Consider the following 26,577-nt stretch of genomic DNA (forward strand, 5'->3'; position numbering starts at 1 on the left):
ATGCGCCGCAAGTCGGGCGTGATCACGAATACGAGTGTAAAACCGCCAATGCGGGTGCCGGGTTCCGGGTTCGCAAAGGCAAGTGCAGATTGCTCAATCAGAGGATATTGCCATGAACCGTTTTGACTTTACCCCCTATCGCCGCACCACCGTGGGCTTCGACCGCCTGTTCGACCTGCTCGAACGCCAGGCCCGCGCCAATGCCGGCGACAATTATCCGCCCTTCAATATCGAGCGTAGCGGCGAGGATGCCTACCGCATCACGCTGGCAGTCGCCGGGTTCAAGGCCGAAGACATCGACATCACCGCCCAGCAGAACCTGCTGGTGGTCAAGGGCCAGCGCCCCGAACCGCAGGATCGCGAATTCCTGCATGTCGGCATCGCCAACCGCGGGTTCGAGCGTCGCTTCGAACTGGCCGATTTCGTCCGGGTAGAAGCGGCAGACCTTGCCGACGGCCTGCTGACCATCGATCTCGTACGCGAAGTGCCCGAGGCGATGAAGCCCAAGAAGGTCCTGATCGGCGCGCAGAACCAGCTCAAGGTGATCGAAGGCGACAACACCGCCGCCGCCTGATCTCTCTCGGTAAAGAAAAGCATGGAAGAGCGGACCACATCGGTCCGCTCTTTCCGCATCACCAGGCTTCGGCCACGTCGATCAGCGCCTCGCGATCAAGAATGGTCACACGCCCGCCTTTCAGGGCAATGATGCCATTGTCGACCCACGCGGAAAGCTGGCGATTGATCTGTTCGCGCGACATGCCGGCAAAGTTGCCGAGTTCGCCCTGGCTCAGCGCAATCTTGAGCTGATTGCCGGCGTCGGATGTATCGCCCATCATCAGCCGCAGCAGGAAACGGGCCAGCCTCGGCCCCGATGTGTAAGCGCGGTCGGCCTCGATCACGGCGTTGTTCTGCCGCAGCCGGCGCGCCATCGCCTTGAGCAGGCGCAGGGCCAGTCCCTTGTGCTTGTCGATGATATCGGCAAAGGCTCCCCGGGTAAGGATCAGCGCCTCGACCGGTTCGATCGCTTCCACCGTGGCCGTTCGATCCCCGCCATCGAGAAATGCGATCTCGCCCAGGACATGGCCGGGCTCGGCATAGTCAAGAATGATCTCGCGCCCGTTTGCCGCCAGCATGCTGACCCGCGCGAGGCCCTTGAGCACGATGAACAGGGTCTTGCCCTCTTCACCCTGCGCCATGAGTTCCTGCCCCGGCTTGAACTGGCGAACCTGGCCACGCGCGATGATATCGGACAGCTCGGCCGGTTCGCAGTCCGCGAAAAGACTTTGTGCCGTCAGCGCTTCAGCCAGCTTGGCCGCATCCATGTCGAGGTCCCCCAGATTGCTGCCGCGCAGATAATCAGGGAAACCTCGCAATTGCCAGCCCTTTAAGGACCTTTAAACCAGACGCGCCTGCTTGACCGCCGCAGCGATGAAGCCCGCAAACAGCGGATGGGGTTCGAACGGACGGCTCTTGAGCTCCGGATGGAACTGCACGCCGATGAACCAGGGGTGATCGGGGCGCTCGACGATTTCCGGCAGGAGACCATCGGGAGACATGCCCGAGAAGACCAGACCGCCCTTCTCGAGCCGCTCCTTGTAGGCGACGTTCACTTCGTAGCGATGGCGATGGCGCTCGCTGATTTCGCTTGCACCATAGATGTTGGCGACATGGCTGTTGCCGGCAAGCTTCGCCTCGTAGGCGCCAAGCCGCATGGTGCCGCCCAGATCGCCGCCTTCGGAACGCTTCTCGAGGCCCTCGGCAGTCATCCATTCGGTGATGATGCCGACCACAGGTTCATCGGTCGGCCCGAATTCGGTGGACGAAGCGCCGGCAATCCCGGCCGTGTTGCGCGCACCTTCGATGCAGGCCATCTGCATGCCGAGACAGATGCCGAAGAACGGCACCTTGCGTTCTCGCGCGAAACGGACGGACGCGATCTTGCCTTCGGTGCCACGCTCGCCAAAGCCACCCGGCACGAGGATGCCGTGCATCGGTTCGAGATGCGCTGCGATTTCCGCATCGTCCTTCTCGAACAGCTCGGCGTCGAGCCACTTGATCCGCACCTTGACCCGGTTGGCCATGCCGCCATGGACCAGCGCTTCGTTGAGCGACTTGTAGGCATCCTGAAGGCCGACATACTTGCCGACGACGCCGATGGTCACTTCGCCCTCGGGGTTCTGGTGCCGATCGACGATGTCGTCCCACCGCGTCAGGTCAGGCTCGGGCGCGGTCAGGCCGAAGTGGCGCAGCACTTCACTGTCGAGGCCCTCGGCGTGATACTGCAGCGGCACGGCATAGATGCTCGAAGCATCGAGCGCCGGGATGACTGCAGACTTCCGCACGTTGCAGAACTGCGCGATCTTGGCGCGCTCGCTCTCGGGCAGCGGCTTCTCGCAGCGGCACAGGAGAATGTCGGGCTGAATGCCAAGTCCGGTGAGTTCGCGCACCGAATGCTGCGTCGGCTTGGTCTTCAGTTCACCGGCCGCTGCGATGTAGGGCACCAGCGTGACGTGGACGAAGCAGGTATCGTTGCGGTCGAGTTCGTTGTGCATCTGGCGCAACGCCTCGATGAAAGGCAGGCCTTCGATGTCGCCCACCGTCCCGCCGATCTCGCACAGCACGAAATCCAGATCCTCGGTTTCGGCCTGCGCAAAGTCCTTGATCGCGTCGGTCACGTGCGGGATCACCTGCACCGTCGCGCCAAGGTAGTCGCCGCGGCGCTCCTTTGCGATGATATCGCGGTAGATGCGTCCCGAGGTGATGTTGTCCGCCTGGCGTGCCGAAACGCCGGTAAAGCGTTCGTAGTGACCAAGGTCGAGATCGGTTTCCGCGCCGTCGTCAGTCACGTAGACTTCGCCGTGCTGATAGGGGCTCATCGTCCCCGGATCGACGTTCAGATAGGGATCGAACTTGCGGATGCGCACGCGAAAACCGCGTGCCTGCAGCAAAGCCGCCAAGCTTGCTGCCATGAGTCCCTTGCCGAGCGAGGAAACCACGCCGCCGGTGATAAAAATGTACCGCGCCATGGGATTCGGGCCTTAGCGTCAGAAGTTGCAATTAGGCAAGCGGTTGCGGCTGCAATCTTCGCCGCAATCCACAAGCCGTGGACGAAAGCAAAACGACAGCCGACCCGCGACCTGTCCGGTCGCGGGGCGGCGGGCCGCTTTTTAGTATTCGAGTTACTGGCCGGCGGCGCCGTTCAGCGGATCGTTGGCCGGGGCCGGAACCTGCTGGGCGGGAGCCGCGCCAGGCTGCGCGCCTTGGGCCGGAGCCAGCGGGTCATTGGCCGGCGCGTTCTGCACGGGCGTGTTACGCTCAAGCGAGGTATCGATCTCACGGCTCGAGTTCGTGCCAACCGCGAGCGCTGCCAGAGCAATGCTGAGCACGACGAACGCCGTTGCGAGAATCGTCGTCAACCGGGTCATGAAGTCAGCCGCGCCGCGCGCCGACATGAAGCCAGCTGGGCTTCCGCCCACGCCAAGCCCGCCGCCTTCCGACTTCTGCATCAGGATCACGACCACCAGCAACGCGGCGACAATGGCCTGGACCACGGTAAGAAAAATGAACAACGACATGAATCACACCTCGTGCGCGATACCGCGCGGGAACCTTGGGCGGCATGTAGGCTTGCTACGGCGTCCGCGCAACCCGCGCGTTGCCGCGCTCAAGCCTCTCCGTTATCGGCGGCGGCCACGATCGGCAGGAAAGCTTCAGCCGTAAGGCTCGCCCCGCCGACAAGCGCACCGCCCACGCCTTCTGCCGCCAGCAGGTCGCGTGCGTTGCCGGCGTTGACGGAACCGCCGTAAAGGATGCGCACCTTCGCACCGGCATCGCCGTAGAGAGCAAGCAGTTGCTGGCGAATCTGCGCATGCATGGCGATAACGTCGGCCACTTCGGCGACGCGTCCGGTACCGATCGCCCACACCGGTTCATAGGCAACCGCCACCTTGCCCGACGCTACCGCGTCCGCCGCAGCATCGCTATCGGGCATCGAGGCAGTGACCTGCGCGGAAACGACTGCTTCCGCCTTCCCGCCATCGCGCTCTTCAAGCGTTTCGCCCACGCAAACGATGATCCCGAGGCCGGCCGCCAGCGCAGCTTCGGCCTTCGCCTTGATCAGGACGTCGCTTTCGCCGTGGTCCTTGCGGCGCTCGCTGTGCCCGACGATCACGAAGTCGGCGCCGGTATCGACCAGCATCTGCGCCGATACGTCGCCGGTGTGCGCGCCCTTTGCGTTGACATGGCAATCCTGCCCGCCAACCCCCATTGCGCTCACTGCCTCGCGAAGGGCGCCGATCAGAGTAAAGGGAGGAGCGATGGCGACCTGAACGTCAGGATAGCGCCCCGCCGCACGGTCTATCGCCCGCGCTTCGGCGAGCATGGCGCGCGTCCCGTTCATTTTCCAGTTGCCTACAATATAAGGACGGTGCGGCATGATCGGCGCGTTCCCCTGAATTTCGCAAATACAATTCGCAGATACAATCGGTCTGTCAGGGCATCCATCGCCCTGCTTCGTCGGCGCGGCTATCAAACCCGGACTGATTCTGCAAAACACCTGATCGCATAAGCGGGCATAGACCCACTTGCCGCAGGCGCGCGTGGCGCAGGCGGCCTGTTGCGCGACGATCGTTGGCATGGAGCCATTGCGAGAATTGCGTTTGCCTCCTAAGGCAACCGCTAACCGAACCTTCGGGTGCGTTGCCGTGCCCAGACGAGAGACGAACTACACAAATGCTCGGCTTTTTCCGCTCGTTCCTCAAGTCGCGCATCGGCGTCGCCGTTGCCCTGATCTTTCTTGGCCTGATCGCTCTTGCTTTCGCCAGCGCCGATGTCACCGGCAGTGGCTTTGGCGGAATCGCCGGTGGCGATCGCGCTGCCAAGGTCGGCTCCAATCGCCTCGGCACAGCTGAACTCGGCAAGGCGCTGACCAATGCGTTCGAGCAGGAGCGGCAGAAGCAGCCCGGCCTGACGATGAAGCAGTTCCTTGATGCCGGCGGCATGGAAACCGTGCTCACTGGGCTGACCGACCGGCTGGCCATAGCCGAATGGGGCCGCGAACATGGCCTGGTGGCCGGTGATCGCCTGATCGACAGCGAGATCACCAAGATCCCGGCATTCCAGGGTCCTGACGGCAAGTTCAGCCAGTCGGCCTATGAACAGCTGCTCGCCCAGCGCGGCCTGACCGACAAGGACGTGCGCAAGGACCTCGGTCAGGGCCTGCTGGCGCGGCAGATGCTCTTGCCGGCAGCGTTCGGCGCCCAGATGCCTGACGAGGCCGTGCAGCGCTATGCCGCTCTGCTGACGGAAAAGCGCGTCGGCACGATCATCTCGGTGCCATCGCTGGCCTTTGCGCCGACTTCCCCTCCGGCTGACAGCACTCTTGCGACGTTCTACAACGCGAACAAGAGCCGCTACATGCAGCCCGAACGCCGCACGATCCGCTACGCCATCGTCGACGAGGCGAGCCTGAAGACCGTGGCAGCGCCCAGCGACGCCGAAGTGGCGCAGCGCTACAAGCTCAATACCGCAGTCTACTCGGCGTCCGAGCAACGCTCGGTAACGCAGGTCATCGTCCCGACCGAGGCCGCCGCAAAGGCGCTGGCCGCAGAAGTCGGCACCAGCGGATCGCTTGACAATGCCGCGCGCACCAAGGGTCTGGTCGCCAGCAAGCTTGCCGATCAGACGCGTGAGACCCTCGCCAACCAGACGTCACGTGCCGTCGCGGACGCCGCATTCGCCGCAGCTTCGGGCACTCTGGCAACGCCTGCAAAGTCGGGCCTGGGATGGCACGTTCTGAAGGTCGACGCAGTCAAGCGTAACGCCGGAAAGACTCTCGAACAGGCGCGCCCCGAAATCGTCGCGGCCCTGACCCTCGAGAAGCGCCGTGCCGCGCTGTCCGACCTTGCAGCGCAAGTCGAGCAGGAAATCGACAATGGCACCGGCCTTGCCGATATTGCCAAGTCGCTCAACCTGACCGTCTCGACCACGCCGCCGCTGACCGCGAATGGCAGCGTTTTCGGAAAGCAGGACGAGAAGGTCGCTGCCGATATCGCGCCTCTGGTCCAGGCAGCGTTTTCGATGGAGCGCGAAGGCGAAGCCCAGCTCGCAGAGATCAAGCCCGGCGAGAAGTTCGCCGTCTATGATGTCGGGCAGCTCGTTGCCGCAACGCCCGCCCCGCTCGATCAGATCAAGAGCGTCGTTGCCCGGGACTGGGCCGTCCAGCAGGGCGCAGCCAAGGCCAAGGCCGCCAGCGACAAGATCCTGGCCGCCTTGAACAAGGGCACGCCGCTGGCCGAAGCTCTCAAGCTCGCCGGCGCCGCCCTGCCCGCTCCCCAGGCCGTTGACCTGCCGCGTCAGGCGCTCACCCAGATGCAGGGGCAGGTTCCGGCTCCGCTCGCGCTGATGTTTGCCATGGCCAAGGGCAGCAACAAGCGGCTCGAGGGGCCGAACAACGGCGGCTGGTATGTCGTTTCGCTCAAGGACATCGTCCTCGGTCAAGTCAAGCGCGGCGATCAGATCTTCCAGCAGGCCGCCCGTTCCTTCGGTCAGGATGCTGGCGGCGAATATGCCGAGCAGCTCCGCCTCGCGATCCGCAAGGATGTCGGGGTGGAACGCAACGATGCCGGGATCAAGGCCGTGCGTGACCAGCTGACCGGCAGCAACGCCCAGTAAATCCCATGACCAGCGACCTCGCAGAACCCGCCTTCGCGCTCCCCGAGAACCACGAGGCTGCGCTTGCGCAGCTGTCTGCCGGAAAGCCCGCGCTGATCTGGCGCAAGCTGATTGTCGATACCGAGACTCCCGTGGGCGCCGCGCTGAAGCTCATGGAAAACGGTCGGGGCGATTTCCTGCTCGAATCCGTGCAGGGCGGCGAAGTGCGGGGACGGTACAGCCTGCTCGGCATCGATCCTGACCTCGTCTTCCGCGCCACCGGCACACGCGCCGAGATCAATCGCATCTGGCGGCACGACAAGGCCGCCTTCGCTCCGCTTCCCGGCGACGCGCTGGCTGAGCTGAGGGCGCTTGTCGCTGCCTGCCGGATTGATGTTCCTGCCGCGCTTCCGTCGGCGCTGGCCTGTCTGGTCGGGTATTTCGGCTACGAGACGATCGGCCTTGTCGAGAAGCTGCCGCGCGCGCCGCAGAGCGACCTCGTCCTGCCCGACATGTTGTTCACCCGGCCGACCGTGGTGCTGGTGTTTGACCGCCTGTCCGACGAATTGTTCGCCATCGCCCCGGTCTGGGCCGAAGGCGGCGCTCCAGAACGCCTGCTCGAAGCCGCAGCCGAACGCATCGACAATGCCTTGCGCAAGCTGGCGGAGCCTGTCCCGGCAGATGCGCGCCTGGCCGAGGCCGTGGACGTTACCCCCCAGCCCGTCATGCCCGCTGCCAACTACGCGCAGATGGTCACCCGGGCGAAGGACTACATCGAGGCGGGCGACATCTTTCAGGTTGTGCTGGCCCAGCGCTTCACCGCGCCCTTCCCGCTGCCGCCGATTGCGCTCTACCGCGCCCTGCGCCGCATCAACCCCTCGCCGTTCCTCTATTTCCTCGACATGCCGGGCTTCGCGCTGACCGGATCGAGCCCGGAAATCCTCGTGCGCATCCGCGATGGCGAAGTCACCATCCGTCCCATCGCCGGCACCCGCCCGCGCGGCAAGACTCCGGAAGAAGACCGCGCCAACGAACTCAGCCTGCTCGACGATCCCAAGGAGCGCGCCGAACACCTCATGCTGCTCGATCTCGGCCGCAACGATGTCGGCCGCGTGGCCAAGGCAGGCACGGTCAAGGTCACCGAGAGCTACACCGTCGAGCGCTACAGTCACGTCATGCACATCGTCTCTAACGTGGTCGGCCAGCTTGACACGAACCGCGCCGACAGCGTCGATGCCCTGTTCGCCGGCTTCCCCGCAGGCACGGTCAGTGGCGCGCCCAAGGTCCGCGCGTGCGAGATCATCACCGAACTCGAACCCGAAACCCGCGGTGCCTATGCCGGCGGCGTCGGCTACTTCGCCCCCGATGGCTCGGTCGACAGCTGCATCGTCCTGCGCACCGGCGTGATCAAGGACGGCGTCCTCCACGCACAGGCGGGCGCCGGGATCGTGGCCGACAGCAACCCCGAATACGAACAGCGCGAATGCGAGCTGAAGTCAGGCGCCTTGTTCGCAGCGGCGCGTGAAGCTGTGCGGGTGGCAACAGAAGCGAAATTTGGCCAATGATCCTCGTCATCGACAACTACGACAGCTTCACCTGGAACCTCGTCCACTACCTGATGGAGATGGGCGCGGAGGTTGAAGTCGTGCGCAACGACGCGCTCACCGCCGAGCAAGCGATCAGGACCGGCGCGCAGGGGTTCCTGCTTTCGCCCGGCCCTTGCACGCCGAATGAGGCGGGGGTGAGCCTTGATCTGGTCGGCGCTGCGGCGGATGCCACGCTGCCGCTGCTCGGGGTGTGCCTCGGCCACCAGTCGATCGGGCAGTATTTCGGCGGCAAGGTCGTGCGCGGCGGGCTGATGCATGGCAAGACCTCGCCGGTCACGCATGATGGCACCGGCGTGTTCGAGGGCCTGCCCTCGCCCTTCATCGCTACCCGCTATCACTCACTGATCGTGACCGACATTCCTGACTGCCTCGCGGTCAACGCGCAGTCGGACGACACGCACGTCATGGGCTTCCGCCACACCGCGCTGCCGATCCACGGCGTGCAGTTCCACCCGGAAAGCATCGCCACCGAGCACGGGCACGCCATGGTCGCGAATTTCCTCAAGCTGTGCGGCATCAAGACCAACCCGCTGCCAGCATGAGCCTGCCCGACATTTCCCATCCGCTTGAGGAAGCCGAGGCCGAAGCCGCGTTTGCCGCAATCCTCGACGGCACCGTGGCGGACGACGCCATCGCGCAGTTCCTTTCCGCCCTGTCCGACCGGGGCGAGACGGCGAGCGAAATCGCGGGAGCTGCACGTGCAATGCGGGCGCGGATGATCCCGGTCAACGCGCCAGCCAACGCCATCGACGTCTGCGGCACCGGCGGCGATGGCCACCACACGCTCAACGTCTCGACGGCGGTCAGCCTCGTTGTTGCGGCCTGCGGCGTGCCCGTTGCCAAGCATGGCAATCGCGCGGCGAGTTCGAAGGCAGGCGCGGCCGATACGCTCGAAGCATTGGGCCTCAATCTCGATCGCGCAGGAGAAACGGCTGAGGCCACGCTCAACGATCTTGGCATCTGCTTCCTCTTTGCCGCGCGCCACCATCCGTCGATGGGCAGAATCATGCCGATCCGCAAGGCGCTGGGCCGCCGCACGATCTTCAACCTGATGGGGCCGCTGGCCAATCCCGCAGGCGTTCGCCGTCAACTCGTCGGCATCGCCAGGCCTGCCTACGTTCCAATCTATGCCGAAGCGATCCGCCGCCTCGGCACCGATCACAGCATGGTCATCTCTGGTGACGAGGGCCTCGACGAGCTGAGCCTTGCCGGTGGCAATGAATTGGCCGAGGTGCTGGGCGACGAAGTTTCGATGCGCCGCGTCTCCCCTGACGACATCGGCTTGCCACTGGCGCCGGTCGACGCCATCCGCGGCGGAGACGCAGCCTTCAACGCCGCCGCGCTGCGCGCCTTGTTGCAAGGCGAGGAAGGCCCCTACCGCAACGCCGTGCTGTTCAACGCGGCCGCTGCGCTGATCGTCGCCGGTGAAGCGCGCGACTGGCATGAGGGCATCGAGGAAGCCGCAGAGGCACTCGACAAGGGCCTCGCCAATGCCCTGCTAGACTGCTGGATCGCCGCGCTGAAGTAGCGCGCTTTGCGGGGCATGCGTATCGAAGGACACACTTGCCCCCATGCGTCCAAACTCGCTAAGGCGCCCCTGCCATGACCGACAAGCTCACTGAAATCTGCGACACCAAGCGCAGCGAAGTCGCCGCCCGCAAGGCCGCTGTCAGCACCAGCGAACTGGCGGCGCGCGCCGCAAAGCAGAGCGCCCCGCGCGGGTTCGAAGCGGCGCTGCGTGTCCGCGCGGAGACCGGTTATGCCCTGATTGCCGAGATCAAGAAGGCCAGCCCGTCCAAGGGCCTGATCCGTGCCGATTTCGCACCTGCCGACCATGCCCGCGCCTATCAGGCCGGGGGCGCGGCTTGCCTCTCGATCCTGACAGACGCGCCCTACTTTCAGGGCCATGAGGACTATCTGGTCGCGGCCCGCGCTGCCTGCACGCTGCCGGTGATCCGCAAGGACTTCATGGTCGATCCGTGGCAGTGCCTTGAGGCGCGCGCCATCGGCGCCGATGCCATCCTGATCATCGCCGCCTGCCTTTCCGACAGCCAGATGGCCGAGATCGAAGCGGCTGCCCGCGAACAGGGCATGGATGCGCTGGTTGAAGTCCACAACGAAGCGGAAATGGAGCGGGCCGCGCGGCTGAAGTCGCGCCTGATCGGCGTCAACAACCGCGATCTCAAGCGCTTCGTCACCGATCTCGGCACGACCGAGCGCCTTGCACCCCTAGCTCCGGAAGGCACCTTGCTTGTTGCCGAAAGCGGCATCAACACCCACGCAGACATCCTTCGCCTCGAAAAGTGCGGCGCACGCACCTTCCTGGTGGGCGAAAGCCTGATGCGGCAGCATGATGTCGAGGCGGCGACCCGCGCTCTGCTGCAGGGCTGAACCTTACCGGACGGCCCGGAACTCGCCCCTCGTCCGCAAAGCCGCGATCACGCCGGTGCAGATCATGAACTGGCCGAAGTAGTAGAGCGGCCAGATCAGCAGCCCCGGGACCGCGCTCTGCGCCAGCGGTCCCATCCGCGCGAAGATCAGCAGGTCCGATGCGACGAACATCGCCGCGCCTAGCGCCACGCGGCTGCGCGGAAAGTCACTGGCAAATGCGGCCATCGCCATGCCGCCAAGCATCAGCGCATAGCCGGCAACGTCTGTCCGGCCGGAAAGCGCCCACGACAACGCGGGAACGCCGAGGAGACAGACCACCGCCACAGCCTTGTCTGATCCTGAAAGGCTGGCGCGCGGATGGCGCAGATATAGCGCGATTGCGGCAATGTGGCCGGCGAAGAAGGCCGCGGCACCGCCGGTGAAGTCCACTTCCAGCACCATGTCGCCAATCGCGCCCAGAGCCATGACGAGCGCAAGCAGGTGGGCACTGCGCGAGGGATGATGCGCCCAGGCATAGGCCGCGAGCAGGGCAACGCCGGCGCCTTTCCAGACGATCAGCCAAAGGCCCGGCACCTGCCCCTTTGCGGCCAGCCAGTAGCTCGTTCCGGCAATCAGACTGGCGACGAGCCAAGGCCGTTTCTCGATCAATGCGCGTCCCGGCACCCGGCGTCTTCTCCCTTTGCCCTGCGGACGGTCTTGCCGCAGCGGCGCGGCAATGCCAAGGGCAAGCGCATGACGCATCAGGTCCATATCATCGGCGGCGGCATGGCCGGAAGCGAAGCCGCCTGGCAGCTTGCCCGTCGCGGCGTTCGCGTGCGCCTGTCCGAAATGCGCGGCAGCGGCGACACCACCCCTGCCCACAACGGCGACGGTCTTGCCGAACTGGTCTGCTCCAATTCCTTCCGTTCGGATGATGACGAGAAGAACGCGGTTGGCCTGCTGCATCACGAAATGCGCCAGTGCGACAGCCTGCTCATGGCCGCGGCCGCCAAGGCGCGCGTGCCCGCTGGCTCTGCGTTGGCCGTGGACAGGGATGTGTTCTCGGCGGAAGTCGAAGCCGCCTTGCGCGCGCAGCCGACGCTGGAGATCGTGCGCGAGCGGGTCGATACGCTCCCCGTCGAGGGACTGACGATCGTCGCGACCGGCCCCCTCACCGCCCCCTCGCTTGCCGAAAGCATCGGCGGTGCAACCGGCGCCGACAGCCTTGCCTTCTTCGACGCCATTGCGCCGATCGTCTATCGCGATTCTATCGATATGGGCGTGGCGTGGATGGCCTCGCGCTGGGACAAGGGCGCCGAGGCCTCGCTGGCCATGGGTGGCGACGGGCGCGACTACATCAACTGCCCGATGACGCGCGACCAGTACCTTGCCTTCCGCGAGGAACTGCTGGCAGGCGAAAAGACCGAATTCAAGGAGTGGGAAGCCAACACGCCCTACTTCGATGGTTGCATGCCGATCGAGGTGATGGCGGCGCGGGGTGAGGAAACCTTGCGTTTCGGGCCGATGAAGCCGGTCGGGCTCGACAATCCGCATTGGGCCACGCCCGAACATCCCAACGGCCGCTGGCCCTACGCGGTCGTCCAGCTGCGGCAGGACAACAAGCTCGGCACGCTGTGGAACATGGTCGGTTTCCAGACCAAGCTGAAGCATGCCGAGCAGGTCCGCGTGTTCCGCACCATCCCCGGTCTTGAGAACGCCGAGTTTGCGCGGCTGGGTGGCTTGCATCGCAACACCTTCCTCAACTCGCCAACGCTGCTCGATCGGCAACTGCGCTTGAGATCGGCGCCGCACATCCGCTTTGCCGGCCAGATCACCGGCTGCGAAGGCTATGTCGAGAGCGGCTCGGTCGGCATGCTGGCCGGGTTGATGACCGCTGCCGAAATCGCCGGACGTACCTGGACGCCGCCTCCGCAAACCACGGCGCTGGGATCGCTGTTGTCGCACATAACCGGCGATGCCGATGCCGAGAGCTTTCAGCCCATGAATGTCAACTTCGGCCTCTTCCCGCCCCTGCACGACGTGAAGAAGAAGGCGCGCAAGGAAGCCTATACCGAACGGGCCAAGGCGGACATCGCGCCCTGGATCAGCGCGCTGGCTTGAGAGTCTATTTGCACGAGCATTTCTGCTTTGGCTTGGGCTTCACCTTGGGACGCGTCGTGGCGAACTCCTCGCGCGTGAGGAACAGGTCTCCGTTTCCGTCGGCAGACTTGAACTTGTCGACGGTGACATAGGCCCATTCTTCGAACGTCAGCAGGTTGTTGCCGTCCTTGTCGAGCTTGCGAAAGGCCGATGCGCGCAGGCTCAGCATTTCGGTGCGGCTGATCCGGTTGTCCCTGTCCTTGTCGACAAGATTGAACCGGCGGGTCTCCTTGCCGACAGAGGTTGCCTCTGGCGGGGCGACACCGGTGAGCCCTTCGATATCGGCGCTCGGCAGGCTCTCCGGAGCGACGGCGGCTTCGGCAACCGGCAGTGGCGGGGCAGCTCCTCCCCGTGTCTCAGCGCGCCCCTGCCACCAGAATATGCCTGCAGCGCAAAGCATCAGCGCAGCCAGTCCACCGAGCAAGACACGAACCATCTCCGACCCTCCGTCATCAAGGGTCTAACGCCGCAGCGCTATCGCGGCAGGGGTAGATGCTACCGCTTTGGCACGAACTCAGAAGCCCAGCGTTCCGGCGCGGACCACCCGCAGGAATTCGACAAGTCGGCGGCCCTTCCCGAGGTTACCGCCGCTGTCCCTCATGGCAGACAGCACGGCAAGCGGCCTCATCGCCCGCGGCAATGCGCCCCTACGCCCAACGAGGGTTTCCCGACCCGCAAGATGACGTGCATGAGCCTCGATCGCGCCGGTGTCTCGAACTGCGAGCACCTCGGCCAAGGCGAGATAGGCATTGGTCAGCGCCTGTGCGAATTCGTCTTCCTGATCCTCGCCCAGAGCGCGAGCCTCCCAGCTGTCGACCAGACCCACCAGTCGGCCGTGCTGCCCGTTCCACGCCCTCAGCGATGCCAGCGCCGGTTCGCTTACCGGCCAAGCCGCGCCGCTCTCCTTCAGGCGATCGCGCCACCATGACAGCCGCAACTGGATCATCAGGGGTTCACGTCCCGGGCGGGCCGTCTCGGCCAGTTTCTGCTCGAGCATGAACAACGCCAGCCACGCCGGTCGCGCCTTGGCAGGAGCATAGGCAAGGGCAATTCTTCGCGAAATATCGAGGGTTTCGGCGGGTTCCGATGGTAACTTCGACATTAAGAAACAACTCTCGCAATTCCCGTATTGTTTAACGGGCCGTCAACCAGATGGCTTCAAGATGAACTTACCACGACAATCTACTTAACGAGTCGCGGGGATTGGCATCGGCAGCCGCCGACGGGATGAGATAACGGTAGCAGCATGCTCTCAGCATTTCGATCACTCTCGGGATTGATCCACCTTTGCAAGCGCCTGGCGCGGCACAAGGGCGGCAATGCTACGCTGCTCCTTGCCCTGGGCATGCCCGCGTTCATTGGCGGAGCGGGATTCGCGGTCGATACCGCACAGTGGTACATGTGGAAGCGCGAACTGCAGTTCGCCGTGGACCAGGCCGCTCTGGCCGGCGCCTGGGCCCGAACGCAGAGCGCAACGCGCGCCATCTACTCGGACCGCGCGCTTCAGGAATTCAACGCCAACATATCGACCGTTTCGGACATCACCGTCGGACCGCCTTCGGTCACGTTGTCGAGCTATGCCGGTGGCAGCAACAACAGCGTCACGGTGAGCGCGACGGTTCGCGACACCCTGCCCTTTTCAAGCTTTCTGACCGGTAAAGGCACCACGGTCACGGCATCGGCCCAAGCGGCGTACACGGCGGGCACATCTTTCACGTCGTGCCTGCTGGCACTTGATGAAGACGACAGCGGCGCGGTCACGATCGGCGGCACTTCCGTGCTGAAGGCCAAGTGCGGTATCGCGGCCCTTTCGACCTCGGAATCGTCCATTCTGGTTGACGGCAATCCCGACATCGATGCCGGCTGGGTGCTTTCCCGCGGCGGCATCGACGAGTGGTTCAGCACACATACGGACGACGAGGTCCACGACTACCTCGAAGGCCTGTTCGATCCCTATGCCAACCTTTCGCCGCCCAACCCGGCCGAGAGCCAGGTGGCGCGAAATTACTACTGCGTGCAGGGCACCACGACCACCCGTGCCGACCGCAACAAGAAGACAACCGTCACCTATACCTACTGGAAGGGTGCGACGTGGCAGACTGCGACTGAGCAGGTCAGCAATAACAAGAACGCCAAGAAGGACTATTCGACCGAGAACAACGACAGCTATGTCATCGTCGAAAACACCGTGGTGGCGGGCACGACCTACACGACCACAGTGGTGTGGACCCAGACCAACAACGGTTCGGGAAACAACATCGTCTGGGAAAAGATGGAAACGGTGGTGGCCACGACGCTGTCCAACATCAGCAAGACCACGACTGCCGACCTGGCCTCTGTACTGCCGGGCACATATGCCGGTGGCATCAAGGTGTCCTGCGCTACGGCTTTTGCGCCCGGCGTCTACGTCATTGACGGGGGCGGTGTCGAGATCAGCGGGCAATACGCCGTGGTTGGAAGCGGCGTGATGTTCGTGCTGAAGAATGGTGCGTACATCAAGATCAATGGCGGTTCGAACATCAACCTCACGGCCATTCAAGCTTCGGAACTGGTCAGCCGTGGGGTATCGGAGACGAACGCCAACGCACTTGCCGGCATGCTGGTCTTCGAGGATCGCACCTCAACCGGCACCGACCGCAGCAAGATCAATGGTGACTCTTCTACAGTCCTCAACGGTACGATCTACCTGCCGAACAGCGGCATCGACTTCACCGGGACAGCAAGGGTCACAAGCCAGTGCCTGATGATCGCGGCTGACACGATCACGATTTCCGGCACGGCAAACATGAGCTCATTCTGTCCGCCCGGAGTGACCGAAGACACCGTGGTTGCCAAGGAAGTCAGCAAAGTGAAGCTGATCGTATGATTGCAGCCAGATCACTTCTGAAACGCATCACAATTGACACATGCGGGGCGATGGCCGTCGAGACGGCGATCATCGCCCCGCTCATGGTGTTGTTCAGCCTTGGCGCCTATCAGGTGAGCAGCCTCGTTGCGCGGCAGAGCGAGTTGCAGAGCGCCATGACGCTCGCCGAATCCGTCGCGCTTGCAACTGACCCGGACACGGCCGACGAACTGACCGCGCTCAAGAACGTCGTGATTGCGACCGCCGGACTGGAGTCCGAACAGGTGACCGTGGCGGCCGCCTATCGTTGCAACTCTTCCAACGCCTATGTCGCCCTGGAAAGCACCTGCGCGACAGGCGACAACGTCTCACGCTATGTGCAGGTCACGCTGACATCCGATTTCGTGCCGATCTGGACAGAGTTCGGCCTCGGCTCGACCATTTCGCTCCAGGTCAATCGCTATGTTCTTTACGGCCAGAGGACCAAGGCATGACCGCCAAGGGCATGATCAGGGCAATGCGTGCCTTGCTGCGGCAGAAGCAAGGGTCCGTGGTGACGGAGTTTGCCCTTCTCGCGCCCACAATCCTCGCCTTGATGCTCGGCGTCTTCCAGATCGGCATCGGCATGCAGAACTACAACGCGATGCGTTCGGTCGCGTCAGACGTGATGCGCTACGCCGTGGTGAATTATCAGACCGGGAATGAGCTTACCAACGATCAGATCCGATTCTATCTGCGCTCTATCGCGATCAAAAGCCCTTATCTGTTGGAAAGCTCGCGTCTGGCGATCACCGTCACGAATGTTGCCACGCCCCGTATTGCAGGAACGGTCGAGAAGACCGTGACCATGACTTACAGCATCCCGACTGTTCTTTCGTTTATCGGCGTGGATGCATTTCCGATCACATACTCCCAACCGCTTTTCCTGATGGAAAGTACCTGAGGCACAACTGACCAGTCCGATTGCTGCCAAACACTTGGATTAATCATGCCTTCCACAACATCGCGGGGCTATTTCGGTATTTTAAGACATATTTTACGATGAAAGTTATCCTTGATATTAGGGGTTTCTGCGTAATCGCATAGAATATGTCGTCAGGCGCTCCTCTTTCCCGTTGCCACTCCTGGCTTCGAACGCAGTATCGTTCGACGGTCGACTGCCTGCGCGGTCTCTGCCGGGATGAATCCGGCAATGCCCTGATCATGCTCGCAATCTCTGTCGTTCCGCTGCTTGCGCTGGTCGGCTCGAGCATCGACATGGGCCGCGCATATCTCGTCGAATCCCGGCTTCAGCAAGCCTGTGATGCCGGCGTGCTCGGCGCCCGAAAGGAACTGGGTGCGATCGTCGACTTCGACCCTGACGTCGACGGCGCAGCTGTCGTCAGCAAGGGCACGCGCTTTTTCAACGCGAACTTTGCCGACGGCATCTACAACTCCATCGACAGGGACTTCGTGATGACCCTGGAGGACGATCAGTCCGTCGGCGGCATTGCGTCGGTCATCCTTCCGACCGACATCATGCAGTTCTTCGGCAAGGACGAAATCGCCATATCCGTCAATTGTCGCGCCGAACTGAACGTGCCGAACACCGACATCATGATGGCCCTCGATGTCACTGGCTCGATGGCCGAAAGCAACCCCGACGACACCTCGCCCAAGATTGCCGTGCTGAAATCGGTGGTGAAGGGCTTCTACGCCACAATGGAAGCCAATCGTCAGCCACAAAGCCGGATTCGTTATGGCTTCGTTCCCTATTCCACGAACGTGAACGTCGGCGGCTTGCTCAAGGACGAATGGGTCGTCCCACAGTGGCGCTATCCATCGCGGACCCTGGTGGGCACGAGCGGAAGCGGCGGGCTTTATGGATACTACAGTGCCGTCTCTCCGGTATCCGGGACCTATCACACAACCACCTCGACATTTGCTGCGACGGAGGCCGGTGGCACATACTCTTGTGCTGCACCGGCAAACACGCTGACGACGTCGACTCAGCTTGTTTCCACGACGACCGCCGCAGTGACCGACCCCTCCGGCACGAGGACGACCTACACTTACAACCGCACGAGGAACGGCAACACCTATTCCGTCTCTCAATCCGGCACGACCTGCACGCTCTCGACGACGACTTATGCGAGCTATGTCGACACCTTCAAGTACATCACCGAGCCCAGTCTCGCCTCGGGCAGCTCCTGGCTCTACAAGGATGTCCTGAGGGACACGAGCGACTGGCGCACGGCGTCGAACGGCTGCATTGAAGAGCGATCGACCTACGAGATCGACGACTACGGCAACGTCGATCTCGATCGCGCGCTCGATCTCGATATCGATACGGTGCCCACCTCCGGCGCTCCCGACACACAGTGGCGGCCGATGTATCCTGCGATGATCTACGAACGTGCCAGGCGTTGGGACGGCTCGGGCAGCTTCACCACCAGCGAGGTCACCACCAACAGCGAGTTCCTTGCTCCTGGCATTGCCGGATTCGCCGCCTGCCCCACTTCAGCGCGCAAGCTGCAGGTGTGGGACCAGAGCGCATTCGACGGCTACATCGACGGCCTGGTTGCCGCCGGCAGTACGTACCACGACATCGGCATGATCTGGGCAGCGCGTCTACTGTCTCCGAAGGGACTCTTCGCGGCCGAGAATGCCGATGTCTCTGCGCGCCAGCGGACCAGTCGCCACCTGATCTTCCTGACCGACGGGCAAACGTCCTCGCTGGACATCAGTTACAGCTCCTACGGCGTGGAGCCGATCGCACAGCGGCGCTGGAGTCCGACATCGCCGATCACGCTCACGCAGACGATCGAAAAGCGGTTTTCCTTCGTCTGCGAGGAAGTGAAGAAGCGCAACATCACTGTCTGGTTCGTCGCGTTCGGCACCGATCTCAACCCGATCATGACCGATTGTGCCGGCAGCGGCCACTACTTCAGCGCGAAGAATGCCGGAGAACTGCAGAATGCCTTCCGGAAGATCGCGCGCTCGATCGGCGACCTGAGACTGGCCCAGTGATGAGACGCAATTTGCACAACCTCGGCACCGATGCGGAAGGCGCAACGGCGGTGGAGTTCGCGCTTGCCTCTCCTGTGCTGGTGCTCCTGCTGATGGGACTCTTCGACATGGGATACTCGGTCTATGCCAACACGATGCTGCAAGGGGCACTGCAACGCGCCGCGCGCGATTCCACCGTCGAGGGGGCAGCAAGCACTTTGACCGTGCTCGATGACGCGGTGAAGTCCGAGGTCCTTCGCGTCGTTCCCGATGCCTCCATCGCGTTTTCGCGCAAGGCCTACGCCAACTTCACGGATATCGGGTTGGAGGAAGACTATACCGACGCCAACGAGAACGGCGTCTGCGATGACGGAGAGCCTTACGAAGACGCCAATGGCAGTGGCACATGGGATCGCGACAGGGGCGCCAATGGCCTCGGCGGGGCGCGCGACGCGGTCGTCTATACCGCGACCATGACCTACAACCGCAAGTTCCCGATGGCGTCCCTGATCGGCCTCAGCGAAACGGTGACCAACAGCGCCAGCACGGTGCTGCGGAACCAGCCTTACGATGCCCAGAAGAGCCGGGCAAAACTCGGGAACTGCACGTGAAGCGGATTGTCGAGCGCCTCGCTGGGCTGGTCCGCAACACGTCCGGCGTTGCGGCGGTCGAACTCGCGCTCGGGGCGCCGCTCGTGCTTACGCTCGGGCTGTGGGGAGCGGAACTGGGCAATCTTGCCATCACCCACATGCGTGTCAGCCAGCTAGCCATGCAACTGGCCGATAACGGCTCGCGCATCGGTGACGTGTCGATGCTCGAAAACCTCAAGATCTACGAAAGCGACATCAACGACCTGCTGGTCGGCGCCAACATCCAGGCAGGCAAGCTCGATCTGTTCGAGCACGGCCGGGTGGTCATCAGCAGCCTTGAGGTCGTGCCCGGCACCGAAGACACCCAATACATCCACTGGCAACGCTGCAAGGGTAAGCGGAACTTCCAATCGTCGTACGGCGGTGAAGGAACAGGAACCGATGGCTCGCTTTCCGGCATGGGACCGGCCGGCGAGGAAGTGACCGCAACCGAAGGCGATGCAGTCATCTTCGTCGAGATCGAGTATGCGTACCAGCCCCTCGTCAGCCAACGCTTCGTGCCCGATGCGGTAGTTCGCACAACCGCAACCTTCAACGTCCGTGCTGACCGGGATCTGACCCAGATCTACCAGCGCAACGGCGCGGCTCCCGACCCCATCGCGCAATGCAATGTCTATAATGGTTACGACTGAATGTGAAAGGGCGCCGGATCGCTCCGACGCCCCTGCACTTTCAGCCGATCAGGCAACTCAGCGGTAGCAGACCTTCCGCACGGCGGCCGCGATCTTGCTGGCGTCGATCAAGGCCAGCTTTTCAAGATTCGCCGCATAAGGCAGCGGCACATCCTCGTCGCACACGCGCAGAACGGGGGCGTCGAGGTGATCGAAGCCCTCCTCCATGCAGATCGCGATGATTTCGGACGCGATGGAGCAGACCGGGAAGCCTTCTTCGGCCACGACCATGCGGTTGGTCTTGGCCAGAGAGGCAAGGACCGTTTCCTTGTCGAGCGGGCGCAGCGTGCGCAGGTCTATCACTTCCGCATCGATGCCCTCGGCGGCAAGTGCTTCGGCCGCTTCGAGTGCGAAGCCGACGCCGATCGAGTACGAAACGATCGTCACATCCTTGCCAGGACGGACGATGCGTGCCTTGCCGATCGGCAGCACGAAATCGTCGATCTGCGGCACGTCGAAGGTGCGGCCGTAGACCAGTTCGTTCTCGAGGAAGACAACCGGATCCTCGCTACGGATGGCCGCGCGGAGCAAGCCCTTGGCGTCGGCGCTGTCATAGGGCGCGATGACGACAAGGCCAGGCACGTTGGCATACCACGGGCCGTAGTTCTGGGAGTGCTGCGCACCAACGCGACTGGCAGCCCCGTTGGGGCCACGGAACACGATCGGGCAGCGCATCTGGCCACCGGACATGTAGTTGGTCTTGGCGGCAGAGTTGATGATGTGGTCGATCGCCTGCATGGCGAAGTTGAACGTCATGAACTCGATGACCGGGCGAAGGCCGCCCATGGCAGCGCCAGCGCCGATGCCGGCAAAACCGTACTCGGTGATCGGCGTATCGATCACGCGCTGCGGGCCGAACTCCTCGAGCAGGCCTTGGGTGACCTTGTAGGCGCCCTGGTACTCGGCCACTTCCTCGCCCATCACGAACACGCGATCATCCGCGCGCATTTCCTCGGCCATGGCATCGCGCAGGGCTTCGCGGACCGTGGTCGGCACCATCGTCGTTCCGGCGGGAAGTTCGGGATCGGCGGCCGGCTTAGCATCGCTCTTGGGCGCGATGGCTGCCGCGGCCTTCGCCTTGGCATCCTGCCCGGCAGGAGCTTCGCTTTGCGCGACCTTCTGTTCCACCACCGGCGCGGCTGCAGGTGGCGCATCGGACGAATCGTCTTCGCCCTTGATCGTCGCGATGACGGTGCCGACCTTCACGCCTTCGGTGCCCTCAGCCACCAGAATCTCGCCGATCGTACCCTCGTCGACGGCTTCGAATTCCATCGTTGCCTTGTCGGTCTCGATCTCGGCGAGGATGTCGCCCGATTTCACTTCATCGCCGGCCTTGACCAGCCACTTGGCAAGGGTTCCCTCCTCCATGGTCGGGGAGAGCGCGGGCATCTTCAGTTCGATGGCCATCTCAGTAGTTCTCCACCAGCACGTCGGTATAAAGCTCGGCCACATCGGGCTCGGGCGATGTTTCGGCGAAATCTGCCGATTCGGCGACGACCTGACGAATGCGCTTGTCGATTTCCTTGATCCTCTCCTCGGTCACGCCGCGCTTGAGCAGCTCGGCCTTGGCACCTTCGATCGGATCGTGATTGTCGCGCATTTCCTGCACTTCCTCGCGACTGCGGTACTTTGCGGGGTCAGACATGGAGTGGCCGCGATAACGATAGGTCTTAAGCTCCATCAGCACCGGACCATTGCCGGCGCGGACGTACTCAAGCGCAACTTCCGCTGCCTGACGGACCTCCAGAACGTCCATGCCGTTCACGTCCATGCCCGGGATCCGGAACGCGGTGCCACGGCGATAGAAGTGCGTTTCGGCCGAACCGCGCTTTACCGCCGTCCCCATCGCGTAACCGTTGTTCTCGACCACGAAGATGATCGGCAGCTTCCACAGCGCCGCCATGTTGAAGGTCTCGTAAACCTGACCCTGGTTCGAGGCACCGTCGCCGAAGTAGGCCATGCAGACGCCGCCATCGTTGCGATACTTGTGGGCAAAAGCCAGGCCCGCACCAAGCGGAACCTGCGCCCCGACGATACCGTGCCCGCCGTAGAACTTGTGCTCGGTGCTGAACATATGCATCGAGCCGCCCTTGCCGCGCGAAATGCCCGCGCCTCGGCCGGTAAGCTCGGCCATGATCACCTTGGGATCGATGCCGTAAGCAAGCATGTGGCCATGATCACGATACCCCGTGATCACGCTGTCATGCCCTTCCTTGAGGGCAGACTGGAGACCAACGGCGACAGCCTCCTGCCCGATGTAGAGATGGCAGAAACCGCCGATCAGGCCCAGACCGTAAAGCTGGCCCGCCTTCTCTTCGAAGCGGCGAATCAGCACCATCTGCTCGTAGAACTTGAGCAGTTCCTCATCATTTGCATCGTAGCGCTTGTTGTTCGCGTGCGCCTGCTGGAGACTCCGCAGGGCGAAGGCCGCTTCTTCGGCTACGTCGGACGCAATGACCGGTTCGGCCCCGACCACGGCAGTGGTCGCGCGCTTCGCTGCTGGTTTCGTGGCAGATGTAGTGGCTCTGGGCCTCGGGGACTTCGCCAAGTCTGGGTTTCCTTTTCTGGCAGCCTCGGGTTCCGTAGGGTCAGGAACGCTCTGTCGAGCCTATACCGCAGCGCGGCCCGTTCGCAACGCTGTTCGGTGACTATGAAGCTATTATGGATACCTATGCAAATTCCATGAACCGTTTTGGCTCGCAGTTCGCGGTCGCACAAATGACTTGGCTGCCCGAAACGAAAAGAGCCCGCGGAACGGCGGGCTCTTTCGAGAAACGTTGATGGCGCACCCGGAACGATTCGAACGTCCGACCCTCAGATTCGTAGTCTGATGCTCTATCCAGCTGAGCTACGGGTGCTCACCATCATGTCATGGCCGAACTCGCGTACAGCCTTCCCGTAACACCTTCCCGAGGAAAGGTGGCGCACCCGGAACGATTCGAACGTCCGACCCTCAGATTCGTAGTCTGATGCTCTATCCAGCTGAGCTACGGGTGCTTGGGAGACGCGCCTTTAGGAGGCTGATTCACCTTTGGCAAGCCCCCAGCAGAGGAATTACCGCTTGGGCCAGTGGAATGTCCAAGGGAGGCATCGACAGACCTGCGAGTTCCTCGGCATCGACCCAGCGGATCGCGCTCCCAGCTTCCTTCGCCACCGCCACACCGTCCCAGATTCGGGTGCCGTAGAGCAAAAGAAGGATTTGTCGCGCGTTCGAACCAAGCGCTTCATGCGCAAAGGAAATCGGGAACAACGCTTCTTCGTCGATCGCAAGGCCGAGCTCTTCGTCGATTTCCCTTACAACTGCAGCGCCGAGGGTTTCGCCCGCTTCGAGCTTGCCGCCAGGAAACTCCCAAAGGCCGCCGTGCTGCTTGTTCACGGGGCGTTGCTGCATCAGCGCGCGCCCTTCCCGGTCAAGGATCGCCAACGCAACCACGATCGTGACTGTCGAGAATTTTTCCATTCCGCGCGCCTATCAACCTTTTCTTAGGATTGCCAACGTAGACCAACCTACGCCGCAACCATGGAAACGGAAATGAAGACCCTTCTTCTGAAAATTTTCCGTAACCATAGCGGTGCTACGGCTGTCGAATACGGTTTGCTTATCTCGTTGATCGGACTTGCTGCTACCTTTGGCATGAAGAACTTCACCGAAGCTCTGTATAACCTGTACGTCACTGTAGACAAAAATACCGACCAAAGAACGAATTCGGATTAACCAATCCTTAGTTTTTTGTAGGTAATACTACGAATGCTCGCTCCGGGGACAAAATGGGGCGGGACGGGAAGAATGAAGCACCACCTCTAGGAGACCGAACATGAAGCTTTTCCGTGACCTGCTCGCCAACAACGAAGGTGCCACCGCGATCGAATACGGCCTGATCGCTGCTCTCGTTGCTGTTGCTGCCATCGGCGCCATGACTTCGCTGGGCAACTCGCTGAGCAACACCTTCAACGACGTGTCGACCGACATGGACACCGCTGACAAGGCCAACTAATAGTCGGCGCCTCGTCAGAGGAATTTAAGGGGCAGGTGCCAAGGCACCTGCCCCTTTTCGTTTGTCCAACGATGATGTCAGCCGAAGACCAGATCAATAGACGACCAGCTTGACCTTCTGGCCCGCAACCAGGCGGCTTCCGGAAACGAGACCGTTCAGAACCAGGAAGCGCTGAAGCGGCTGATCGGTGTAAGCCATGCGCTTCGACAGGGATTCGACTGTGTCGCCCGACTTTACAGTTACCACGGACAGACGGCGGGGTTTGACTGCCGATGCCTCGGTTGCACTGATTCTCCGGATAGACCGGAACATCGTATCGAACTGCGAGGCTTGCCCCGCCTGGCTGATAGTCGTGAAGTGGTAGGCTTGCTGCGGGCCGAATTCATATGCGAACACGACGACGTCGACCTGCCCGTTGCCGCTGTTCACCCGGGCCGCACCGTAGACGGCGGGAATGCCGTTGACAGTGGTCCGCTCAAGCGTCGTAGGGGCAAGTTGCTGCTGGCTCGACAGCTTGGTGAAGACCGAGCGCACATAGCTTTCGAGATTGCCACTGTAGGCGGCGGTCGAGAATTCGCCCTTGCCGCTTTGCCCTGAAATTGACACCGCCCGGGTGCCATTCACGAGATAGAAGCCGTTGGGTGCCCGGAAAGCGAGCCTCAGGGACGGATGCACGAAGCTGGAACCATCGACGATGCCTTGAGCTGGATCGTCGCCGTATGTCAGCCCGTTGATGCCAGCGAGAAAGGCATCGCGGTTCGTTCTTCCGGTGGTGTTGCCCGCTCGGGTTAACGCTGCCCGGACGCGCGATGCCGGGTCAGGGTGGGTGCTGGCCCATTCCGGCACCTGATTCGTCGTCCCTTTCACGCTGGCATCAAGTGCGTTCTGGTTGGCAAGGCTTTGCAGAACCGTCGACATCGCGCGAGGATCATAACCTGCCCTCTGCAGATAAGTGATACCCAGGTTGTCCGCTTCGGTTTCCTGGCCGCGCGAGTATTTGAGGGTCAGCAGCTGACTGCCGGTAGAGAAGATCTGCTGGCCAAGCTGGCCAAGGGCACTGTTACCGAGCAAGGCGCCGGACAGGATCGATCCCAGCGCTCCGAGCAAAGAATTGCGAGTCGCCTGGCTTTCACGCTTCGCTGCGTGGCGTGCAGCGACGTGTCCAACTTCGTGACCAAGCACGCCGGCGAGTTCTGCTTCGTTGTTCATGAGCGCTGCGAGCTGGCGGGTAACATAGATATAGCCACCAGGGATGGCGAAAGCGTTGTTGACCGGGGAATTCAACAAGGAGACCGTGAAATCACCTCGCGCGTTGCTGAGCCCGGACTGAAGTGCGATGTTCTTGCCGACCGTCTCCACATAGTTCGCCTGCGCCCCGGTCATCGCGCCACCGAACTCTTGCAGCAACTGCGGGTGCGCCTCGGCGCCCTGCTTCTTGTCTGCCGCACTGATCGACTGCGCAGTGCCCTGCGCGGTTGCCGGACTGCCGGTTTGGCTGACACACGCAGGTAGCGACGACATCGCGATGACCGAGACAGTCAGGAACGCGGCGCGCGAACGGCGGAAAAAAGGCATCGTCAACTCCCCAATGCGAATATCTCACGAACGCGAGTGCATCGCACCCGCCCGCTAAAGGACTGGTGCAATAACCGACTTGTCGCAAATAGAGTTCCCGAGCGCCAGATGGCGCGCGATCAGGCGCCGATGCGCAGGAAGCGTTCCGCCCGAAGCTGGCGAAGCTCGGCCGCCGGCTTTCCAACAAGCGCATCGAGTTCTTCGCCGATAGCCTTCCCGAGAAGCGCACAAGTTGCCTCAGGGTCGCGGTGCGCTCCTCCAACCGGTTCGCGCACGATGCGATCAATCACGCCAAGCGACAGCAGGTCTTGCGCCGTCACCTTCATCGCTTCTGCCGCGTCTGCAGCCCTTTCGGCCGTTCGCCACAGGATGGAAGCGCAGCCTTCGGGAGAAATGACAGAGTAGACGGCATGCTCGAGCATCAGGACGCGCTCAGCACTCGCCAGCGCCACCGCGCCGCCAGAACCGCCCTCGCCCACGATCGTCGCCACCATCGGAACGCCGAGCGCAAGACAGGCCTCGGTCGACCGGGCGATGGCTTCGGCCTGGCCACGCTCTTCCGCCTCCACGCCCGGGAAGGCGCCCGAGGTATCGACGAGCGTCACGACCGGTAGGCCGAATCGGCTCGCCATTTCCATGAGCCGAATCGCCTTGCGATAGCCTTCGGGCTTGCCCATACCGAAGTTGTGGCGAATGCGGCTCTGGGTATCGTTGCCCTTTTCGTGGCCGATGAGCATGACCCGGCGACCATCCAGCTTCGCAAATCCACCAACGATCGCCTGATCTTCTCCGAAAAGACGATCACCGCCCAAAGGCATGAAATCCGTAAAGATCTTCTCGACGTAGTCCTTGAAATGCGGACGCGAAGGGTGCCGGGCAACCTGCGTCTTCTGCCAAGGAGTCAGCGCCTTGTAAGTGCTGGCGAGCAATTCAGCCGACTTGGTTTCAAGCCTCCGAATCTCGGACGAGATGTCGATGTCGCCGCCCTGCGCAGTCTGGCGCAGTTCGGCGATGCGGGCTTCCAGCGCGGCGACCGGCTTTTCGAACTCGAGGTAGGAAATCATG

27 protein-coding genes and 2 tRNA genes are annotated in these 26,577 nt (G+C 62.6%); 15 read left to right on the plus strand and 14 right to left on the minus strand.

Features of this window, described 5'->3' with window-relative positions; genetic code table 11:
* Positions 1 to 112 precede the first annotated feature (112 nt).
* Positions 113 to 574, plus strand: coding sequence for an Hsp20 family protein (locus tag ACZ1JY_RS03400; protein ID WP_039332216.1), 462 nt, complete (start codon positions 113 to 115; stop codon positions 572 to 574).
* Between the two features lie 58 nt (positions 575 to 632).
* Here the strand turns inward: ACZ1JY_RS03400 and ACZ1JY_RS03405 are convergent, their stop codons facing one another.
* The 4 genes from ACZ1JY_RS03405 to tpiA form a co-directional block, all read right to left on the minus strand.
* The gene (locus tag ACZ1JY_RS03405; RefSeq protein WP_118073778.1) at positions 633 to 1,322 is read right to left on the minus strand and encodes a Crp/Fnr family transcriptional regulator; all 690 of its coding nucleotides are present in this window, start codon (positions 1,320 to 1,322) and stop codon (positions 633 to 635) included.
* 72 nt (positions 1,323 to 1,394) lie between these two features.
* Positions 1,395 to 3,026, minus strand: coding sequence for a CTP synthase (locus ACZ1JY_RS03410; protein ID WP_168903395.1), 1,632 nt, complete (start codon positions 3,024 to 3,026; stop codon positions 1,395 to 1,397).
* Between the two features lie 153 nt (positions 3,027 to 3,179).
* Positions 3,180 to 3,575, minus strand: coding sequence for a preprotein translocase subunit SecG (gene secG, locus ACZ1JY_RS03415; protein WP_465130356.1), 396 nt, complete (start codon positions 3,573 to 3,575; stop codon positions 3,180 to 3,182).
* A gap of 89 nt (positions 3,576 to 3,664) precedes the next feature.
* A complete protein-coding gene (gene tpiA, locus ACZ1JY_RS03420) occupies positions 3,665 to 4,435 on the minus strand; it encodes a triose-phosphate isomerase (protein ID WP_465130357.1) in 771 nt (256 codons plus the stop codon).
* 296 nt (positions 4,436 to 4,731) lie between these two features.
* Between tpiA and ACZ1JY_RS03425 the strand changes: the two genes are divergently transcribed.
* The 5 genes from ACZ1JY_RS03425 to trpC all read left to right on the plus strand — a co-directional run bounded on the left by ACZ1JY_RS03425 (position 4,732) and on the right by trpC (position 10,649).
* Positions 4,732 to 6,672 (plus strand): peptidylprolyl isomerase, encoded by a 1,941-nt coding sequence (locus tag ACZ1JY_RS03425; protein WP_465130358.1) that lies wholly within the window; start codon positions 4,732 to 4,734, stop codon positions 6,670 to 6,672.
* 5 nt (positions 6,673 to 6,677) lie between these two features.
* A complete protein-coding gene (locus ACZ1JY_RS03430) occupies positions 6,678 to 8,216 on the plus strand; it encodes an anthranilate synthase component I family protein (protein WP_465130359.1) in 1,539 nt (512 codons plus the stop codon).
* The gene (locus ACZ1JY_RS03435) at positions 8,213 to 8,800 is read left to right on the plus strand and encodes an anthranilate synthase component II (protein ID WP_465130360.1); all 588 of its coding nucleotides are present in this window, start codon (positions 8,213 to 8,215) and stop codon (positions 8,798 to 8,800) included. The genes ACZ1JY_RS03430 and ACZ1JY_RS03435 overlap by 4 nt, the downstream gene beginning before the upstream one ends.
* Positions 8,797 to 9,786 (plus strand): anthranilate phosphoribosyltransferase, encoded by a 990-nt coding sequence (gene trpD / locus ACZ1JY_RS03440; RefSeq protein WP_465130361.1) that lies wholly within the window; start codon positions 8,797 to 8,799, stop codon positions 9,784 to 9,786. Before ACZ1JY_RS03435 ends, trpD begins: the two co-directional genes overlap by 4 nt.
* A gap of 74 nt (positions 9,787 to 9,860) precedes the next feature.
* The gene (gene trpC, locus ACZ1JY_RS03445) at positions 9,861 to 10,649 is read left to right on the plus strand and encodes an indole-3-glycerol phosphate synthase TrpC (protein WP_118073774.1); all 789 of its coding nucleotides are present in this window, start codon (positions 9,861 to 9,863) and stop codon (positions 10,647 to 10,649) included.
* A 3-nt stretch (positions 10,650 to 10,652) separates the two neighbouring features.
* Here trpC and ACZ1JY_RS03450 read toward each other — a convergent pair whose 3' ends face one another.
* Positions 10,653 to 11,390, minus strand: coding sequence for a lysoplasmalogenase (locus ACZ1JY_RS03450; protein ID WP_465130362.1), 738 nt, complete (start codon positions 11,388 to 11,390; stop codon positions 10,653 to 10,655).
* Here ACZ1JY_RS03450 and trmFO point away from each other — a divergent pair.
* Entirely contained in the window at positions 11,382 to 12,749 is a 1,368-nt protein-coding gene (trmFO, locus tag ACZ1JY_RS03455; protein WP_118073772.1) for a methylenetetrahydrofolate--tRNA-(uracil(54)-C(5))-methyltransferase (FADH(2)-oxidizing) TrmFO, read from the plus strand. The genes ACZ1JY_RS03450 and trmFO overlap by 9 nt on opposite strands.
* 4 nt (positions 12,750 to 12,753) lie before the next feature.
* Here the strand turns inward: trmFO and ACZ1JY_RS03460 are convergent, their stop codons facing one another.
* Positions 12,754 to 13,224 carry an EF-hand domain-containing protein gene (locus tag ACZ1JY_RS03460; RefSeq protein WP_118073771.1) on the minus strand — a complete coding sequence of 157 codons (471 nt, stop codon included), beginning with the start codon at positions 13,222 to 13,224 and terminating at the stop codon, positions 12,754 to 12,756.
* Positions 13,225 to 13,302: 78 nt separating this feature from the next.
* Positions 13,303 to 13,890: a hypothetical protein gene (locus ACZ1JY_RS03465; RefSeq protein ID WP_465130363.1), complete on the minus strand. Its 588-nt coding sequence runs from the start codon at positions 13,888 to 13,890 to the stop codon at positions 13,303 to 13,305.
* A gap of 174 nt (positions 13,891 to 14,064) precedes the next feature.
* Here ACZ1JY_RS03465 and ACZ1JY_RS03470 point away from each other — a divergent pair, with 174 nt between their 5' ends.
* The 6 genes from ACZ1JY_RS03470 to ACZ1JY_RS03495 all read left to right on the plus strand — a co-directional run bounded on the left by ACZ1JY_RS03470 (position 14,065) and on the right by ACZ1JY_RS03495 (position 19,903).
* Positions 14,065 to 15,654 carry a pilus assembly protein TadG-related protein gene (locus tag ACZ1JY_RS03470; RefSeq protein WP_465130364.1) on the plus strand — a complete coding sequence of 530 codons (1,590 nt, stop codon included), beginning with the start codon at positions 14,065 to 14,067 and terminating at the stop codon, positions 15,652 to 15,654.
* A 50-nt stretch (positions 15,655 to 15,704) separates the two neighbouring features.
* Positions 15,705 to 16,127: a TadE/TadG family type IV pilus assembly protein gene (locus tag ACZ1JY_RS03475; RefSeq protein WP_465130365.1), complete on the plus strand. Its 423-nt coding sequence runs from the start codon at positions 15,705 to 15,707 to the stop codon at positions 16,125 to 16,127.
* Positions 16,124 to 16,576: a TadE/TadG family type IV pilus assembly protein gene (locus ACZ1JY_RS03480; RefSeq protein WP_118073767.1), complete on the plus strand. Its 453-nt coding sequence runs from the start codon at positions 16,124 to 16,126 to the stop codon at positions 16,574 to 16,576. The genes ACZ1JY_RS03475 and ACZ1JY_RS03480 overlap by 4 nt, the downstream gene beginning before the upstream one ends.
* 146 nt (positions 16,577 to 16,722) lie before the next feature.
* Positions 16,723 to 18,642, plus strand: coding sequence for a pilus assembly protein TadG-related protein (locus ACZ1JY_RS03485; RefSeq protein ID WP_465130366.1), 1,920 nt, complete (start codon positions 16,723 to 16,725; stop codon positions 18,640 to 18,642).
* On the plus strand, positions 18,642 to 19,232 hold the full coding sequence (locus ACZ1JY_RS03490) for a TadE/TadG family type IV pilus assembly protein (protein ID WP_168903406.1): 591 nt from the start codon (positions 18,642 to 18,644) through the stop codon (positions 19,230 to 19,232). Before ACZ1JY_RS03485 ends, ACZ1JY_RS03490 begins: the two co-directional genes overlap by 1 nt.
* A complete protein-coding gene (locus tag ACZ1JY_RS03495; RefSeq protein ID WP_465130367.1) occupies positions 19,229 to 19,903 on the plus strand; it encodes a TadE/TadG family type IV pilus assembly protein in 675 nt (224 codons plus the stop codon). Before ACZ1JY_RS03490 ends, ACZ1JY_RS03495 begins: the two co-directional genes overlap by 4 nt.
* A 57-nt stretch (positions 19,904 to 19,960) precedes the next feature.
* Here ACZ1JY_RS03495 and ACZ1JY_RS03500 read toward each other — a convergent pair whose 3' ends face one another.
* From ACZ1JY_RS03500 to ACZ1JY_RS03520, 5 genes are all read right to left on the minus strand, one after another.
* Positions 19,961 to 21,349, minus strand: a complete 1,389-nt coding sequence (locus tag ACZ1JY_RS03500; protein ID WP_465130368.1) for a pyruvate dehydrogenase complex E1 component subunit beta — start codon at positions 21,347 to 21,349, stop codon at positions 19,961 to 19,963.
* Between the two features lies 1 nt (position 21,350).
* A complete protein-coding gene (gene pdhA, locus ACZ1JY_RS03505) occupies positions 21,351 to 22,418 on the minus strand; it encodes a pyruvate dehydrogenase (acetyl-transferring) E1 component subunit alpha (protein ID WP_370073132.1) in 1,068 nt (355 codons plus the stop codon).
* A gap of 305 nt (positions 22,419 to 22,723) precedes the next feature.
* A tRNA-Arg gene (locus ACZ1JY_RS03510) sits at positions 22,724 to 22,800 on the minus strand.
* Between the two features lie 62 nt (positions 22,801 to 22,862).
* A tRNA-Arg gene (locus tag ACZ1JY_RS03515) sits at positions 22,863 to 22,939 on the minus strand.
* Between the two features lie 28 nt (positions 22,940 to 22,967).
* Positions 22,968 to 23,375 carry a (deoxy)nucleoside triphosphate pyrophosphohydrolase gene (locus ACZ1JY_RS03520; RefSeq protein WP_465130946.1) on the minus strand — a complete coding sequence of 136 codons (408 nt, stop codon included), beginning with the start codon at positions 23,373 to 23,375 and terminating at the stop codon, positions 22,968 to 22,970.
* A 99-nt stretch (positions 23,376 to 23,474) separates the two neighbouring features.
* Between ACZ1JY_RS03520 and ACZ1JY_RS03525 the strand changes: the two genes are divergently transcribed.
* A complete protein-coding gene (locus ACZ1JY_RS03525) occupies positions 23,475 to 23,657 on the plus strand; it encodes a Flp family type IVb pilin (RefSeq protein WP_465130369.1) in 183 nt (60 codons plus the stop codon).
* A gap of 100 nt (positions 23,658 to 23,757) precedes the next feature.
* Complete coding sequence (locus ACZ1JY_RS03530; RefSeq protein ID WP_465130370.1) at positions 23,758 to 23,937, plus strand: Flp family type IVb pilin; 180 nt, start codon at positions 23,758 to 23,760, stop codon at positions 23,935 to 23,937.
* Positions 23,938 to 24,030: 93 nt separating this feature from the next.
* Here ACZ1JY_RS03530 and ACZ1JY_RS03535 read toward each other — a convergent pair whose 3' ends face one another.
* Both ACZ1JY_RS03535 and ACZ1JY_RS03540 read right to left on the minus strand, forming a co-directional pair.
* The gene (locus tag ACZ1JY_RS03535) at positions 24,031 to 25,512 is read right to left on the minus strand and encodes a M48 family metalloprotease (protein WP_465130371.1); all 1,482 of its coding nucleotides are present in this window, start codon (positions 25,510 to 25,512) and stop codon (positions 24,031 to 24,033) included.
* A 119-nt stretch (positions 25,513 to 25,631) separates the two neighbouring features.
* Complete coding sequence (locus tag ACZ1JY_RS03540; protein WP_168903413.1) at positions 25,632 to 26,576, minus strand: acetyl-CoA carboxylase carboxyltransferase subunit alpha; 945 nt, start codon at positions 26,574 to 26,576, stop codon at positions 25,632 to 25,634.
* Position 26,577: the final 1 nt, after the last annotated feature.

The sequence above is a fragment of the Novosphingobium sp. BL-A-41-Hi4B-X5A genome, assembly GCF_055521705.1.